The sequence below is a fragment of the Pseudoalteromonas sp. MMG033 genome (genome assembly GCF_057197785.1).
Genome location: NZ_CM170070.1, coordinates 2494326 through 2510631, shown reverse-complemented (window position 1 = coordinate 2510631; position 16306 = coordinate 2494326). Strand labels below are relative to the sequence as shown.

Below are 16306 nucleotides of genomic sequence, written 5' to 3'. Positions count from 1 at the left end.
TCTTTTACTTAAGTGGTGACGCTAGATTAATCGAAAAGGCTATCTTCTATGCGAGACAGCTCTTCACGTAGTTTATATATGAATTTTAACTTGCGAATATTATCAGCTGCAACTTCTAATACAGCAGTATCTTGGCTCACAAGCTGCTCTGCAAGTTGCGCACTATACTGTGTATCTAACTGTTTAATCTGCGCCTCGAATGCATCAATTTCATCTTCAGGGTCACTGCTATGCTGAATGTCTTCCAGCGCTTCCCTCAGCTCCATCTGCTGCATTAAAAATACAGGGTCTTGCAATGTTTGCTGCTCAGCTCGAATGTCGACACCTTGCTCACTTAGCATATACTCAGCGCGCTTAGCTGGGTGTTTTAACACAGCTAGAGCATCATTGATCTCAGATGTCTTCTGTACAGCCACTAATTTTTCACGTTCACTTTTTCCTGCAAACTTATCAGGGTGTACTGCGCGTTGTAATTCTAAATAACGCTGATTTAACAGGGTTAAATCCACGTCATAGTTCACTGGTAAATTAAATAATTCAAAATATCGCATAAGGACCTAATACAGCAAAGCCCTACCAAGGCAGGGCTTTAGCAAACTATCTATTACAGATGGTTAAACGGTGAAGCTTTCACCACAGCCACATTCGTCTTTCTGATTCGGGTTAATAAACTTAAACCCCTCGTTAAGACCTTCTTTGGTGTAATCAAGCTGAGTACCGTCAATATAAACTAAGCTTTTTGCATCAACGATGATTTTTACGCCCATTTCTTCGAACACTTCATCGCCTTCTGCAAGCTCATCAACGAACTCGAGTACATACGCAAGACCTGAGCAACCAGTCGTTTTAATACCAACTCGCAGGCCTAGACCTTTTCCTCGGTTTGCAAGGAATGTCTGCACACGATTTGCAGCTGCTTCAGTTAATGTCACTGCCATAATTTATCTCTTACTTCGCTTGCTTATTTTTATAGTCTGCAATTGCAGCCTGAATTGCATCTTCTGCAAGGATTGAACAGTGGATTTTTACAGGCGGTAGCTCAAGCTCTGCTGTAATATCTGTGTTCTTGATTTCAGCAGCTTGGTCTAATGTTTTACCTTTCACCCACTCTGTCACTAGAGAAGATGAAGCAATCGCACTGCCACAGCCATATGTCTTAAATTTTGCGTCTTCAATAACACCTTCATCAGACACTTTAATTTGTAGCTTCATCACGTCACCACAAGCTGGTGCGCCAACCATACCAGTTGCTACATTAGGGTCGTTTTTATCCAACGTACCTACGTTACGTGGGTTTTCCACGTGGTCAATTACTTTATCACTATATGCCATAACTCTTTCCTCACTAACCGCTTATATACTTGCTACAGTCCATACAAGCTGTCTTGTTTAATGGTGTGCCCATTCAACTGAATCTAAATCAATACCGTCTTTAAACATTTCCCACAGAGGAGACATTTCTCTCAAACGACCAATCGAGTCTTTGATAAGTTTGATGGTGTAATCAATTTCTTCTTCTGTAGTAAAACGGCCAATACTGAAACGAATTGAGCTGTGTGCTAACTCATCGTTACGGCCTAATGCACGAAGTACATAAGACGGTTCAAGGCTTGCAGATGTACAAGCAGAACCTGATGATACTGCAATATCTTTTACAGCCATCAGAAGTGACTCACCTTCAACATAGTTAAAGCTGATGTTTACAATACCTGGTACAGATTGGTCGACAGTGCCATTAAAGTACACTTCTTCCATATCCATGATGCCATCGATCAGACGCTGGCGAAGTGCGCTGATGTGCGCATAATCTTTTTCGAAATCTGCTTTTGCAATACGAAAAGCAGAACCCATGCCTACAATTTGGTGTGTCGCAAGAGTACCTGAACGCATACCACGCTCATGACCACCGCCGTGCATTTGTGCTTCTAAACGTGCGCGAGGCTTACGGCGAACATATAATGCGCCGATACCTTTTGGACCATACGCTTTGTGGCCTGAGAATGACATGAAATCAACTTTAAGCTGCTTCATATCAATCGCTACTTTACCTGCGCTTTGTGCACCATCAACGTGGAACATAATTTTACGTTCACGACACATTTCACCAATTGTTGAGATGTCTTGAATAACACCTAGCTCGTTGTTTACGTGCATGACACTGATTAAAATTGTGTCTTCACGAATTTCATCTTCAAGCTTTTTCAGGTCTAACAGGCCGTTTTCTTCAACGTCCATATAAGTTACTTCAAAACCTTGACGCTCAAGCTCACGACACGTGTCGATAACCGCTTTGTGCTCAGTTTTTACTGTGATGATGTGCTTTCCTTTCTTCTGATAGAAGTTCGCAGCACCTTTAATTGCTAGGTTGTTTGATTCAGTCGCACCAGATGTGAATACGATTTCGCGCGGGTCAGCATTAATTAAATCAGCGATATCATTACGCGCTTGGTCAATAAGTTCTTCGGCCTGCCAACCAAAACGGTGTGAACGGGACGCAGGATTACCAAAGTTACCATCCATTGTCAGGCATTGCATCATTTCATCTGCAACACGCTGATCAACCGGCGTGGTTGCAGCATAATCTAAATATATCGGTAATTTCATTTCTTTCTCCGCTAGACGCCAATTATAATTGGCAACTCACTTGAATATTATCTAATTGCTTCATCGCATCGCTTACGTTTCTGTCCTGACGTGACGCAACTGATTGCACATCAGAGTTTGAAACAAGCTCGGCAAGGGAAATACTGTTTAAAAATTCTTCTATTCGCACACTTAAATCAGACCATAGCGTGTGTGTCAGGCAACGCATACCGCTTTGGCAACCACCGCCTTCACCGTGACATCGAGTTGCATCAACAGACTCGTCCACCGCATTAATCACATCACCAACAGAAATCGTATGTGCATCACGACCCAGTAAATAGCCACCACCTGGCCCTCTCACTGAGCTCACGAGTCCATTCTTACGAAGACGTGCGAATAATTGTTCTAAATATGATAGAGATATTTCCTGACGTTCAGAAATATCTGCCAGAGGCACAGGGCCAATATTGGCATGCAACGCAACATCGAGCATTGCAGTTACTGCATACCTGCCTTTTGAAGTCAGTTTCATACGCGCCTCTAGGTTACCTTCATCAAATGCCGCAAATTGTAATTACCTGACTAAGATAGTCAAGTATTAACGACATCTATTGCTTATAAAATAAGTTACTACTTACTCAGTGTGTTTACTCAAATACCTGACTAATTTAATCAGGTATTATTGGTATTGTAATTACCCGAGTAATTTAGTCAAGTATTACTGTGATGAAAGTATCTAATCTTGATACATTGCTTTATTTTGTCGATTTATTCACCGAGCTCAGAATACCACGTAGGATATTCAACTCTTGATCTTCAGGTCTTGCACGGTTGAATAGGCGTTTTAGTTTGGTCATCACCATGCCTGGGTGCTGCTTAACAATGAAGCCTGTATCGTTTAGCGTTGACTCAAGGTGCTCATAGAATAAAGCCATTTGCTCTGATGTTGGGTATTTCGTATCGTCTTCTTCAGGCTTGGCATCTTGCGTATCAAGGAAGGTCATGCGCGTTTCATACGTTAATGTTTGCACTGCCATAGCCAAATTCAATGAACTATATTCAGGATTCGCCGGAATACAGACGTGATAATTACATAACTGCAACTCTTCATTGGTCAAACCGCTATTTTCTCGACCAAACACGAGCGCCACAGGACCGTCATTAGACTCTGCGACCAACTTCTGTGCACACTCTCTTGGGTCTACCATCGGCCAAGATAAAGTACGAGAACGCGCGCTGGTGCCTATAACTAAACTACAATCAGCAATAGCATCTTCAAGCTTATCGACAGTGACAGCATCGCCAAGTACATCTGTTGCACCCGCAGCCAACGCGCTCGCGTGACTATCTACCTCGCAAGCAGGATCTACTAAGTACAGTTTTGAAAAGCCCATGGTTTTCATTGCGCGCGCAACTGAGCCAATATTTCCAGAGTGTGAAGTATTCACAAGTACGATTCTAATATCTTGTAATGCCATGCTATTTATCTCAGACAAAAATAATGGCGTAGTTTACCATAGGTTGACAGGATCAAACCACCAAACCATTTGAACAAAAAAACACCAACCTTTTTATTGCAAAGTTATTTACTTTATCGAAAAAATCGCTAGAATACGCCGGCTCAAAAAATTTAGTTCTTTTACAATTCAAAGGTAATGCTATGCATCCAATGTTAAACATTGCGGTACGCGCTGCGCGTAACGCGGGTAAAGTGATCTTACGTGCAACTGAAGATCTGTCTCAAGTTGAAGCGACTCAAAAAGGCACAAACGACTTCGTGACAAGTGTTGATACTGAAGCTGAACGAGTGATCCGAGACACTATTTTAAAATCTTACCCTGACCACGCAATCGTTGGAGAAGAACTTGGCCACACTGATGGCAAAGATAATGATTACCTTTGGGTTATCGATCCACTTGATGGCACAACTAACTTCATCAAGGGTATCCCTCACTTCGCAATCTCAATTGCACTTAAAGTTAAAGGCCGTGTAGAACAGGCTGTTATCTATGATCCAGTTCGCAGCGAATTATTCACCGCTTCTCGTGGTCAAGGCGCACAGTTAAACAACAAACGTATTCGTGTAACGAAAAGCAACGAACTGGCTGGTAGCGTATTAGCGACAGGTTTCCCATTCAAACAAAAGCACCACTTAGATGCATACACAGAAGCATTTAAAGCGCTATTCATTCACACAGCGGATATCCGTCGTGCAGGTTCTGCTGCGTTAGATATGGCATATGTTGCAGCTGGTCGTATTGACGGTTTCTATGAAATTGGTCTTAAGCCATGGGATACAGCAGCGGGTGAGCTATTAGTAAAAGAAGCTGGCGGCATGTTAATGGACTTTGCAGGTGGTGCAAACTATAACAACAGCGGTAACATTATTTGCGGTGCACCGAAACTGTGCCAAGCAATTGTTAAAGAGATCCGCCCTGTACTAACAGAGTCTCTGCTTAAGTAAGCAAACGCATTCTTTGAATACAAAAAACCCAGGCACAGCCTGGGTTTTTTATTTACAAATCAAACGTGTTATTTGATTTCAACACGTTGTGAGCGCATCACAACTTCATCATTCAGTTCAATACCGATACCAGGCTCTTCCGAGACTTTAAACACACCCTTTTCTGGCTGTGGATCTTGAAGACAAAGTTCTCTATTCCACTTTTTAATTGCATACGTGTGGTGTTCATGGATTAAGAAGTTAGGAATGGCCGTTTCTAAATGCAATGACGCTGCGGTTGCAACTGGGCCACCACATACGTGCGCTTGAATGCGGATATCAAAAATATCAGCATAGTCACATACTTTCTTCGTTTCAGTAAAACCACCACATAAGCCAATATCCGGTTGTAATACATCAATACTTTGATCTTCAAAGTAAGGTCTTACATCCCAGCGATTATACAAACGCTCGCCGCCGGCAATTGGTACAGCCGTTTTATTAGCAACTTTAGCGTGCAGTGAGTGGTTTAAGTAGTTCACTGGCTCTTCGTAGTACATGCAGTCAAACTCTTCAGCGATTTCTGCAATTTGAATTGCCGATGTTGCACCTGGCAAACTGTGACATTCAAAAATGATATCCACTTCATCGCCAACCGCTTCGCGAATGGCTTTCATACGTGAACGATACAGTTTCATTTCACCACGAGAAATCAACTTAGTACGATCGTAATATGTATTACCATCTTTATCATACATGATAGGGTCAACTTTCACCGCGTCATAGCCTTCAGCCAATGCTTTGTGTGCCGCTTCAGCATACTCATGTGGCTGTACAAGTGCTTTGAATTCATCATCCCAATCAAACTGTAGCTGTGATGCGTAAGTGCGCAGCTCTGGGTTTACTTTACCACCTAGCAGCTGATAAACCGGTAGCTTTAACGCCTTACCTTTGATATCCCAAAGCGCTGTGTCAATCGCACTCATCGCTGCATACACCACAGGCCCGCCACCCAATCCCCAGAAGCTCTCTCTCAGCATACGAGACCACAAAAGCTCAGTTTGGAATGGATCATGGCCAATCAAGAATGCTTCTGCCATCTCTTTAATCATACTTGCAGCAGCACTATGACCTAGGTCGTAAGCAAGTCCAGCTTCACCCACTCCTGAAACCCCTTCATCGGTGTGAATTCTCACAAAGACAGGTGTCCAAGCAGGTCTGTCTGGACAATGTATATCAAATACTTCGACGCGATTTACTTTCATTATGACTCCTATTGAGCAAAGCCCGGATCTAAGCGATATGCTTTTCTCAGCATTGCTGGCCAAGCAACTTGACCACCGGTACTGCCGCTGTGCACGACTTTAGCTTGTTTGTATATATTATCTTGAATTGGTTGTGGCACTTGTATCGCTGGGTGACCTGTCGACATAATTGCGACTTGAATTTCACACGCACGTTGTAAATCAAAAAAGCGCATGAAGGCGTCACCAATTGTTGGCCCCACTGTTAAACCACCATGGTTGACTAGGAGCATGTGATTAGTATCACCGAGATCCGACTGCAAGCGAGCTCTTTCATCGTCATTCACAGCAAGCCCCTCATAACCATGGTAAGACAGTGATGGCAACGAGAACATACTGTGCTGGCTCAGTGGCTGCAGTCCACCTTCAAGACTAGCCACAGCTATCGTCTCTTTGGTGTGCAAATGAATCACACAATGCGCATCCTCTCGAACTTCATGAATTGCACTGTGAATTGTGAAACCCGCAGGATTTATTTCAAACGGTGTATCATCAAGAATATTGCCTTGCAGGTCTACTTTTACAAGATTAGAGGCAGTGACCTCATCAAAACTTAAGCCAAACGCATTGACTAAGTATTGATCTGTCCCGGGTAATCTGGCTGACATATGAGTATAAATTAAATCACCCCAACGGAAATGCTCTACTAAGCGATAGCAAGCTGCAAGATCAACGCGTAGTTTCCACTCTTCTTCACTTACTTTTCCCTTTAGCTTTAACTCGGGTAACTCGAACATCACGGCTCCTTATACTCAACATGGTGATTTTAGATGTTTAGAAGTCTAAATCACAAAAAAAAATAGTTCAACACACAGGAGTCATCCTGCGTAAATTAATTCGGTACTAAAAAGCCACCCAAAGGTGGCTTTTATATTGATCCTAAATTTGAATCACTTATTTGACTGTTGATAGATACTCAGCAATTGCTTCAAGTTCAGTATCAGAGACACTTGCCACCATGGCCTTCATCGCAGCAGACATACCATTGGTGCGTTTACCAGATTTAATGTCTTTCATCTGCGCCAACGTGTACTCTTTGCTTTGCCCATTGACCTTTGGATATAGCGGCATAATAGGCGCCTTACCTTCTGCCCCATGGCACGTTTGACACATTTTAGCAGTGTACAAAGCCTTACCATCTGCCGCTGCCACATTGCCTGATACCAATATAGTTGCAGTCGTTACCGATGCGAACACAAATTGCTTTATCTTCATCATATCATTTCTCTTTTTTGACGGTTATTTAACCAGTGTAGTAGACCCAAAGCCGCTCTACACAATTACTTATTCGGATTTAAAAAATGAACCGAGTCAATAAAGAAAAATGAGATAAATAAACTACCAGACTAAGTCATCAGGGACTTCGAAATCCGCATACGGATCATCATCGTCCTTTTTATCATTAGCGTCTTCTACATGGAAAACAATATACTTTTCATCGACTTCGGCAATTTTTCTCGCAGGCTCATCTTCCAGTACATAAAACTGACTTTCCAATACACAAATGGCCAAGCGGCCTTTGGATAAAGCTTGCTGTGTCGACTCATTAACATCTAATTCCTTTACCTTATTTTCGTAAGTGAAGTTAAATGTACGGTCGCCCCTAATTTCTTCTTGATTATGATGCTCAAGAATTTGCTTCACACGAGCAACTTGCTCACGTTCTTTTAAATCATCTTGTTTTGCTTTATTCAGCGCTTCTGCTTTTTGCTGCTGTACAAGCTTGGTCTGCTCAATATGCTTTTGTAAATCCGTTTGGTCGCTCGTTGCGCCTTTTTTCTTTTTCTTCTTTTGCTGTTTGCGCTTTTCCGTTTTAGCAACTTTCATTTTGTGCTCAGTTGTCAAACCGGCTTTTAACAGCTGATCCTGTAGAGAACCCATCATGTCACTCCATCAATCTAAACTTGCCGCCATTTTAATACCAAACAGGGCAAATCTCTAAATAATTTCTATCATGACGCAGTAAAACAGCCTGACAAATACAGAAAACAAAAACCTTCCCTTGTCTTCTGCTCACTAATCTACCAAGTTCACCAAAGTAATTTATGATGTATAACAAGTTTTTACTTCTTTTTAGAGCAAAAGCGTCGTCAAAAGTAGATAATAATATTGCACTCAAATTAAGAAACTAGAACATGCCCATATTTCATTTGCTATTGTGCTCAATCGTTGTATTTTTTGTGTTGTATGCCCCACAACCTTTATTGGCCATGTTCGCCGACCACTACCAAGTCAGCCCAGCTAAAGCAGGGCTATTAATGACAGTCACCATGCTACCACTTGCTGTAGCGCCTATTTTCTATGGCCTGGTTTTAACTCGTCGATGTAAGTTAACAATGTTGCGCTACACCATGCTTGCGCTAGCAGCATGCTGCCTCGTCATTAGCGCCACTCAGCAATTCGAAATCTTCTTATTCATGCGATTTATCGAAGGCTTACTGCTTCCGGCGGCACTCACATCTATGACGAGCTACATTGGCCAAACTTGGCAGGGACAAAACCTTCGAGAAAAAATGACATGGTATGTGGGTAGTACCATAGTTGGTGGCTATGCTGGGCGCGCATTAGCAGCAAACTTTACTAACTGGTGGGGGTTTGAGAGCTTTTATCTGTTCAATGCAGGGTTACTGATCGTGCTGGCGTTGATGATCCACCCCACACCTAAAGAGCAAGACGATGCCAAGCCAATTACCTCTCCAACAGACTATCTAAAGCCGTTAAAAACAACTCAAATACTGCGCTTATACAGCGCAGTATTTTGTATGTTTTTTTGTTTTTCAGCCTTACTTAATTACTTACCTTTTATTTTAAGTAATGAATATGACATAAAGGACCCATCTACCATAGCTTGGGTTTACAGCGGTTATTTAATTGGCGCAATTATCTCCATGTTAACGCCTTTTTTATCCAAGATCTCACGTAACAATTGGCTGATTTTAAGCGTCTTATTCGCTGTATATTCAACAAGTTTACTGATTATGCAGTGGCGTAATTTAGATACATTTGTCGTGATGTTCACACTATTTTGCGCCTGTATGTTCATGATACATGCAAGCGCTGCGCCTTTGGCGAATGAAATCAGTACAGCAAATGCCGGTGTCACTAATGGTGCGTATGTATCATTTTACTACTGTGGAGGTGCACTGGGCACTTTTGTACCCGGCTTCATTTATCAACTTTATGGCATGCATGTCTTTTTATTGAGTTTGTTGCTTGTCTGCATAACCGGAGGCTATTTAACACTGCTCAATTACCGTTCTGGCAAAGCAACCCAGCTAGGCTCGTGACCACTGTTTTGCCAAAAAACTTTTAAATCTTCAAGCGTTAGTACCCATGTTTTGTCATTTTCAAATGGGTGGCACTGCCATTGCTCAGCGTGTGTTAACTCCCTATCAAGCCATAATTCGACCTGCTTGTGCTCATCATTGAGTGTTGCCAAGGCGGAAACACAGCCGGGCTTCACTTTTAAGTATTTTTCTAGCCGCTCACTAGAGCAAAACCCCAACCGAGATACACCTTGTTGTTTTGACAGTGTTTTCAAATCTAATTGTTTGTCAGCTAGTGTAATGACCAAAAAATGACGTTTACCATAATTATCTCTCAGAAACAGGTTTTTTAATCCTACCCCCGCCCTTTCAAGACCAATCTCTTTTGCTATGGTGCAGTTAACCAAAGGCACATGTTGATAGCTAATATAGTCAATACCTAGTTGTGCTAATTGCTCAGCAAGTAAGTCAGAGCTAGGTAAACTCACAAGCAATGTCCTCGCAATTGCACACTGCGTTGACGCCAGTACACATTGTCAATATTGTAACCTGCCTGACAATAGGCTTCGTCTTTTAGCGCTTGCTGTAACAGGCTGACCGCCTTATCTTCTAAAGCTAATTTTAACTCCGGTGATTCCTCAACCCGTTTAAACTCTGAGAATTTCTCTAGCTGTTTTTTTGTAATTGGTTTGTTTTTAGCTAATTCCATCTGTGGTGTGCGTTTTACCGTAACGACGAAAGCAAATTCCGACTGCCCGTTTTCATTTTTACGCTTATGCAAAGTTTGCTTTTCAACTTCGAAGGCTGGCTTTGGTACAGAGCTGCAAGCTACCAAAAGGGCTGACAATAGCAACAAAAATAGACGACTCATAATTTTCCTATCCATAATTTTGCCCCAGTGTACCAAAGCTAGTCGTATTTTTGAGTTTTTTAAGAAAAAAACTTGACGCGAGGTGCAAAAGCCTTTAAATTTCGCCTCGTCCAAAAGACATGTTGGGGCTATAGCTCAGCTGGGAGAGCGCCTGCCTTGCACGCAGGAGGTCAGCAGTTCGATCCTGCTTAGCTCCACCAATTTTTCTTTTAGATATTCCCAAATAAAGTGGGGCTATAGCTCAGCTGGGAGAGCGCCTGCCTTGCACGCAGGAGGTCAGCAGTTCGATCCTGCTTAGCTCCACCACTTTTCTACTCTCTGATATTTCCAGAGCCATTTACTAAGTATTTTTCCGTCGTTAAAGATTCAAGTCCCATTGGCCCATAAGCGTGTAACTTAGTTGTTGCTATGCCAATTTCTGCACCTAAGCCTAATTGACCGCCGTCACTAAATCGTGAAGACGCATTGACCATCACCACTGATGCATCAACTTGCGCTTGAAACTGTTGAGCCGCTTGCGCTGAGCTTGTGCAGATCACTTCTGTATGATGACTACCAAACTGGTCAATATGTGCCAACGCGCCAGCTAAATCCTCAACAATGCGAACCGCAATTTCAAGCCCTAGATATTCTTGACCAAATTGATCGTCTGATAGGATATTTGCACAGCTAAAATAAGCAGCCGAAGACTGGCAAGCATGCACCTGAACACCGGCCTGGCTTAATACTTCGCGCACTTTTGGTAAAAATATTGGCGCAATAGATTGATGAACTAACAAGCCTTCTAACGCATTACATACACCTGTTCTTTGTGTTTTACCATTCAGTAGCAACGCAATCGCCATGTCGAGATCAGCATCCTTATCAACGTATAGATGACACACGCCTTTAAAATGTTGGATCACCGGAATCGCGCTATGTTTAGTCACAAATTCAATCAGCCCTTCACCACCGCGCGGTATCACCAAATCGATATCGTCTTTTTGCTGGATCAGTTCAAGCAGCAAAGCCCTATCTGGGTCTGGCACAACCGTGATTAATTCAGCTGGCAAGTCATACTCTTTCAGTACGCTATGCAGTGTGTTAGCAATGGCCAACGAGCTATTCAATGCTTCTTTGCCACCTCGTAATATTACCCCATTACCAGATTTGAAACACAGTGCGCCCGCATCCGCGGTTACATTCGGTCTTGCTTCGTAAATCATGCAAATAACCCCAAGTGGTACACGCATTTTTTGCACTTCTATGCCACTTGCTTGTTTACCAAGTATGCGCTTTTCCCCTACAGGATCTGGTAGCCGCGCGACGTCCTCTAGCCCTGATGCCATATCTTCGATACGTGCAGGGGTTAAAGTAAGGCGATCTATCATTGCTGTGGACAAATGATTTTCATTAGCCGCTTGCAGGTCTAACTCATTGGCTTGTTGAATTTCACTCTTACTTGCTCTAATAGCCGCAGCCATCGCATGCAGGATTTTATTCTTCTGCGCTGTATCCAATATAGCGAGCTTTTTCGCAGCAATAGCAGCGTTTTTAGCTAAATTTGTAATTAACGTCATTCTCTTTTCTCTCATTCCTAGTACTTGAGTGTAAGTATTTCAAACCCATTACACCCTCATTGATAATACGCATGTTCAAAGCTTTGGGTAAAGTGAATATTGTTTAAATGGTATCCACGACATAGATTAGTTCTAGCTTCTATCAAAGGCACAAAACATGACAAAAAATCACTCAATTTTAATAACTTATTCTCTTTTTTGACTTATTTACTATGATATAACCGAGCTAACACTATACTAATATTCAATGAGCTAACTAGGCTGGAGAGTTTATGTCGGCTATTTATATTGCCGCGATTGCCATATTTTCTGTATTTGCCCAATGGCTAGCATGGGTCGCTAAAGTACCCGCAATCTTGTTTTTATTATTAACCGGTTTATTACTCGGCCCGGTATCCGGGGTGTTAGACCCTGACCAATTACTTGGAGACTTACTATTTCCCGTTGTCTCTTTGTCTGTCGCCATCATTCTTTTTGAAGGCTCATTAACACTTCACTTTAGAGAGCTAAAAGGCATTGGCAAGGTGGTTCGAAACTTATGCTCAATCGGCATGCTGACCACATTTATCATCATTACGGCCTGTGCCATTTATGTGTTAGAGCTTGATTGGCCTGTGGCTGCAGTGCTCGGTGCAGTTTTAGTTGTCACAGGCCCTACTGTCATAGCACCAATGCTCAATGCCATGCGTCCTACCAAGGATATTGACAGAATTTTACGTTGGGAAGGAATAGTCATTGACCCTATTGGCGCTTTATTCGCTGTTTTAGTATTCGAAGCTGTCAGCTTGGTTGGCAAAGATGGGGTTTTTAGTCACACCTTAATGGCTTTGTTTTCTACGCTCGGTGTCGGGCTCAGCGTAGGCATTATTTCTGGCTGGTTTACTAGCTTAATCATTCGCAAAGAGTGGTTGCCATTTGAGCTGCATAAATTTGGCATATTGGCGTTAGTGCTTATGAGCTTCACGTTATCAAATCACTTAAGCCATGAATCAGGATTACTCGCTGTCACTATTTTTGGGATATGGCTTGCTAATCAAGATGATTTAGAAATTGACGCTGTGCTTGAATTTAAAGAAGACTTATCCATGATCTTAATCTCTAGCCTATTTATTTTACTTGCAGCGCGCTTAAAGCTTGAGGAACTCATGATGTTAGACAGCGGTATCTTTTGGTTCCTAGCCGTCGTATTATTTGTCGCAAGACCACTGAGCATTGCCGTATCAACGTTTAACAGTGATATTCCTTTCAAATCTAGGCTCATGCTTGCTTGGATTGCTCCTCGCGGTATCGTGGCGGCCGCAGTCGGCTCAGTCTTTGCTCTAAGCATGGCGCAATCTGGTCACCCTGATGCCGCAAAGATAGTGCCTTTAATTTTTACTGTCATCATAGTCACAGTGATCCTGCAAAGTCTCACTGCCACACCATTAGCTCGCTTACTTGGTGTTAGGCAACCAAGTCCAAATACGTTGCTCATCATAGGCGCTAATCACGTGGCCAGAGCCATTGCATGCGGACTAAAAGAGCAAAATATTGATGTCTACTTATCAGATCCCGCCTGGGAAAACTGCAAAATGGCAAGAATGGACGGATTACCTTGCTACTATGGTAACCCGCAATCTGAGCATGCAGAGCGCTATCTACCGTTGACCAGCCTTCACTCTGTATTGGCTCTATCACCAAACAGACACCATAACGCACTCGGTGTGCAATACTTTTCGCATCTGCTCGATGAACAAAGCGTTTACTCATTAAAGTCGTCAACTAATCATGCAAAAGCCAATAAAGACAGCGCGACCTTTTTATCTCGTCAAATATTATTTGGAGATACTGGGAACTACGCCAAGCTCAGTAGCCTAATGGCAAAAGGCGGCAAAGTCAGTGCAACTCGATTGTCAGAGGAGTTTAGCTGGGAGCAATATTTAGAAGTGAATAAAGAGGCAATCCCACTCTTTATTATTTCTGAGCAAAAAAAAGAAGATGATCCACTGTCAATTAGACCTTTTACGTCTGAAGATAAAAAGCAACCAGAGCAAGGTGACAGAATTTTGGCTTTGCAGCCGCCAAAAATGTCAATTTTAAAAGACTCATTAAATAAAGAAGTCTCTATTGGAGAAAAGCTCAATAGCTAGACCGATAAACTAATTCAACATTCTTGCCCGTTTGATCACACTCTCGGGCATTTTTTTTGCCAATTTTGCCAGTGCCATTTCAATTTGCTTATGTATTGCTTTATCAGCAACAACCGCGTGAAATAGCCAACGGTAAGCATCTTCATAATCTCTCGGGCTGCCAAACCCTTGATTAAATAACCCCACCAAACGTAGCTGCGCCTTTAAGTTACCAAGTGCAGCAGCTTCACGTAAATACACGATGGCCATGGCTTTGTCTGCTTGTACAAGTTGACCGACATCATAATAGCGCCCTAATTGCTCCAGTGCCGCTGCTAAGCCTTGCTGAGCAGCTTGGCGCATGTAATATAGCCCAAGCTCCACGTCACGCTCAACACACACAGCATACGCTAACATATCACCATATAAAAATTGATACGATGGCAAACCCATTATTTCTGCTCGGGCTTCAATATCTTGTACCAATTGGCAATCATCTGCTTTTACTCGCTGTAGATGTTGGTTATTGTTGATTAAAGTGATCAATTCATCTTGCGTATACAAAGGAACAGCTTCAATTTGTTCATTGGCCAAAGCGTGTCCAGCGAAACTGAAACCGAGCAGTAATAAAGGGAGTCGAAGTGTTTTAATCATAACTTTTAGCATTTAATATGAGTCTAAAAATATGAATACAAAAAGCGTACCAAATTATCATGGGAAGCTTATTTCAGGCATAAAAAAAGCTGCCGTAGCAGCTTTTTTTAAACTTTAATTATTCACCAAATGGGTTGCGAACAATCATAGTCTCTACACGGTCTGGACCTGTTGAAATGATATCAATTGGTACACCCGTAATTTCTTCTAAGCGTTTAATGTAATTGATTGCAGCTTCAGGAAGCTGCTCAACAGAAGTTGCACCGAACGTATTTTCGCTCCAACCTGGCATCTCTTCGTATACTGGTGTTACCTTCTCGTAACCTTCAGCAGCTAATGGCGTTACGTTAGTAACCGTACCATCTTCAAGCTGGTAACCAGTACAGATCTTAATCGTTTCAATGCCATCAAGTACATCTAGCTTTGTTAAACAGAAGCCAGTGATGCTGTTGATTTGAACTGCACGGCGCATAGCAACGGCATCAAACCAACCAGTACGACGCAAGCGACCTGTCGTTGCACCAAACTCATGACCTTTTTCACCTAAGTGCTTACCTACTGGGTCTTGTTTGTCTAGACCATCGTAAAGCTCTGTAGGGAAAGGACCTGAACCTACACGTGTTGTGTAAGCTTTAACAATACCAAGTACATAGTCTAGGTTTAGAGGACCAAAACCAGCACCTGTTGCTACACCACCTGCCGTTGTGTTTGAAGATGTAACATACGGGTATGTACCGTGGTCGATATCAAGCAATGTACCTTGTGCACCTTCGAATAAGATGTTGTCACCTTTTTCGCGAGTCTGGTCAAGCAGCTCAGTTACATCAACAACCATTGACTTAAGGATCTCTGCAATTTCCATCGCATCATCATATGTCTTCTGGAAATCAACTGGCTCAACTTTGTAATAATGCTCTAGTGAGAAGTTGTGGTACTCAATCACTTCTTTAAGCTTTGCAGCGAATTGTTCAGGGTTGAATAGGTCGCCAACACGAAGGCCACGACGCGCAACTTTATCTTCGTAAGCTGGACCGATTCCACGACCAGTTGTACCGATTGCTTTGTTGCCACGTGCAAGTTCACGCGCTTGGTCTAGCGCAACATGGTAAGGAAGAATTAGAGGACATGCTTCACTGATTAGAAGGCGGTCACGTACTGGTACGCCGCGCTCTTCAAGCATTTTAACTTCTCTCATTAACGCATCAGGTGCTAGTACTACGCCGTTACCAATCACACACTTCACGTTGTCACGTAAAATACCTGATGGAATTAGGTGTAATACAGTCTTCTCACCATTAATTACCAAAGTATGGCCCGCGTTGTGTCCGCCTTGATAGCGTACAACTAAAGAAGCCTTATCCGTTAGTAGGTCTACAACCTTACCTTTACCTTCGTCACCCCATTGGGTGCCTAATACAACGACGTTTTTACCCATTGCAATATCACTTAGAAAAAATTAGGCGCAGATTTTACCAGAAAAAGGAGGTGGAAATCACCCTGTTTCGAATGATTTTT

Annotated in this window: 18 protein-coding genes and 2 tRNA genes; 5 read left to right on the top strand and 15 right to left on the bottom strand. The window is 42.5% G+C overall.

Going from position 1 to position 16306, the window contains the following annotated elements; translation table 11 throughout:
* Positions 1 to 26: 26 nt before the first annotated feature.
* The 6 genes from hscB to trmJ form a co-directional block, all read right to left on the bottom strand.
* Positions 27 to 551, bottom strand: coding sequence for a co-chaperone HscB (gene hscB / locus AC2CZC_RS10885; RefSeq protein WP_039611801.1), 525 nt, complete (start codon positions 549 to 551; stop codon positions 27 to 29).
* Between the two features lie 63 nt (positions 552 to 614).
* Positions 615 to 938: an iron-sulfur cluster assembly protein IscA gene (iscA, locus tag AC2CZC_RS10880; RefSeq protein ID WP_039611802.1), complete on the bottom strand. Its 324-nt coding sequence runs from the start codon at positions 936 to 938 to the stop codon at positions 615 to 617.
* 10 nt (positions 939 to 948) lie between these two features.
* Positions 949 to 1332: a Fe-S cluster assembly scaffold IscU gene (iscU, locus tag AC2CZC_RS10875; RefSeq protein ID WP_023399923.1), complete on the bottom strand. Its 384-nt coding sequence runs from the start codon at positions 1330 to 1332 to the stop codon at positions 949 to 951.
* 57 nt (positions 1333 to 1389) lie between these two features.
* Positions 1390 to 2604, bottom strand: a complete 1215-nt coding sequence (locus tag AC2CZC_RS10870) for an IscS subfamily cysteine desulfurase (protein ID WP_484581801.1) — start codon at positions 2602 to 2604, stop codon at positions 1390 to 1392.
* Positions 2605 to 2626: 22 nt separating this feature from the next.
* Entirely contained in the window at positions 2627 to 3118 is a 492-nt protein-coding gene (gene iscR, locus AC2CZC_RS10865; protein WP_039611805.1) for a Fe-S cluster assembly transcriptional regulator IscR, read from the bottom strand.
* A gap of 223 nt (positions 3119 to 3341) precedes the next feature.
* Entirely contained in the window at positions 3342 to 4064 is a 723-nt protein-coding gene (trmJ, locus tag AC2CZC_RS10860; protein WP_484581800.1) for a tRNA (cytosine(32)/uridine(32)-2'-O)-methyltransferase TrmJ, read from the bottom strand.
* A 182-nt stretch (positions 4065 to 4246) separates the two neighbouring features.
* Between trmJ and suhB the strand changes: the two genes are divergently transcribed.
* Positions 4247 to 5050, top strand: coding sequence for an inositol-1-monophosphatase (suhB, locus tag AC2CZC_RS10855; RefSeq protein ID WP_039611807.1), 804 nt, complete (start codon positions 4247 to 4249; stop codon positions 5048 to 5050).
* Positions 5051 to 5118: 68 nt separating this feature from the next.
* On the opposite strand, the gene AC2CZC_RS10850 is transcribed toward suhB, so the two are convergent.
* The 4 genes from AC2CZC_RS10850 to AC2CZC_RS10835 form a co-directional block, all read right to left on the bottom strand.
* A complete protein-coding gene (locus AC2CZC_RS10850; RefSeq protein WP_484581799.1) occupies positions 5119 to 6294 on the bottom strand; it encodes a mandelate racemase/muconate lactonizing enzyme family protein in 1176 nt (391 codons plus the stop codon).
* Positions 6295 to 6302: 8 nt separating this feature from the next.
* A complete protein-coding gene (locus tag AC2CZC_RS10845) occupies positions 6303 to 7070 on the bottom strand; it encodes a class II aldolase/adducin family protein (RefSeq protein WP_237138436.1) in 768 nt (255 codons plus the stop codon).
* 157 nt (positions 7071 to 7227) lie between these two features.
* Positions 7228 to 7548, bottom strand: coding sequence for a c-type cytochrome (locus AC2CZC_RS10840; RefSeq protein ID WP_484584875.1), 321 nt, complete (start codon positions 7546 to 7548; stop codon positions 7228 to 7230).
* Between the two features lie 123 nt (positions 7549 to 7671).
* On the bottom strand, positions 7672 to 8214 hold the full coding sequence (locus AC2CZC_RS10835) for a DUF2058 family protein (protein WP_484584874.1): 543 nt from the start codon (positions 8212 to 8214) through the stop codon (positions 7672 to 7674).
* A 254-nt stretch (positions 8215 to 8468) separates the two neighbouring features.
* Here AC2CZC_RS10835 and AC2CZC_RS10830 point away from each other — a divergent pair, with 254 nt between their 5' ends.
* Positions 8469 to 9620: an MFS transporter gene (locus AC2CZC_RS10830; RefSeq protein ID WP_484581798.1), complete on the top strand. Its 1152-nt coding sequence runs from the start codon at positions 8469 to 8471 to the stop codon at positions 9618 to 9620.
* Here AC2CZC_RS10830 and AC2CZC_RS10825 read toward each other — a convergent pair.
* Entirely contained in the window at positions 9584 to 10087 is a 504-nt protein-coding gene (locus AC2CZC_RS10825) for a prolyl-tRNA synthetase associated domain-containing protein (protein ID WP_484581797.1), read from the bottom strand. The two genes, AC2CZC_RS10830 and AC2CZC_RS10825, sit on opposite strands and share 37 nt — an antisense overlap.
* On the bottom strand, positions 10084 to 10470 hold the full coding sequence (locus tag AC2CZC_RS10820) for a hypothetical protein (RefSeq protein WP_484581796.1): 387 nt from the start codon (positions 10468 to 10470) through the stop codon (positions 10084 to 10086). The genes AC2CZC_RS10825 and AC2CZC_RS10820 overlap by 4 nt, the downstream gene beginning before the upstream one ends.
* Positions 10471 to 10594: 124 nt before the next feature.
* On the opposite strand from AC2CZC_RS10820, the gene AC2CZC_RS10815 reads away from it, so the two are divergent.
* Together AC2CZC_RS10815 and AC2CZC_RS10810 are read left to right on the top strand one after the other, a co-directional pair.
* A tRNA-Ala gene (locus AC2CZC_RS10815) sits at positions 10595 to 10670 on the top strand.
* 30 nt (positions 10671 to 10700) lie between these two features.
* Positions 10701 to 10776, top strand: a tRNA-Ala gene (locus AC2CZC_RS10810).
* A 5-nt stretch (positions 10777 to 10781) separates the two neighbouring features.
* On the opposite strand, the gene AC2CZC_RS10805 is transcribed toward AC2CZC_RS10810, so the two are convergent.
* Positions 10782 to 12029 carry a glutamate-5-semialdehyde dehydrogenase gene (locus AC2CZC_RS10805; RefSeq protein WP_484581795.1) on the bottom strand — a complete coding sequence of 416 codons (1248 nt, stop codon included), beginning with the start codon at positions 12027 to 12029 and terminating at the stop codon, positions 10782 to 10784.
* Positions 12030 to 12301: 272 nt separating this feature from the next.
* On the opposite strand from AC2CZC_RS10805, the gene AC2CZC_RS10800 reads away from it, so the two are divergent.
* A complete protein-coding gene (locus AC2CZC_RS10800; protein WP_484581794.1) occupies positions 12302 to 14158 on the top strand; it encodes a cation:proton antiporter in 1857 nt (618 codons plus the stop codon).
* 9 nt (positions 14159 to 14167) lie between these two features.
* Here the strand turns inward: AC2CZC_RS10800 and AC2CZC_RS10795 are convergent, their stop codons facing one another.
* Together AC2CZC_RS10795 and AC2CZC_RS10790 are read right to left on the bottom strand one after the other, a co-directional pair.
* Complete coding sequence (locus AC2CZC_RS10795; protein ID WP_484581793.1) at positions 14168 to 14791, bottom strand: tetratricopeptide repeat protein; 624 nt, start codon at positions 14789 to 14791, stop codon at positions 14168 to 14170.
* A gap of 118 nt (positions 14792 to 14909) precedes the next feature.
* Positions 14910 to 16226 (bottom strand): adenylosuccinate synthase, encoded by a 1317-nt coding sequence (locus AC2CZC_RS10790; RefSeq protein ID WP_046357992.1) that lies wholly within the window; start codon positions 16224 to 16226, stop codon positions 14910 to 14912.
* Positions 16227 to 16306 lie beyond the last annotated feature (80 nt).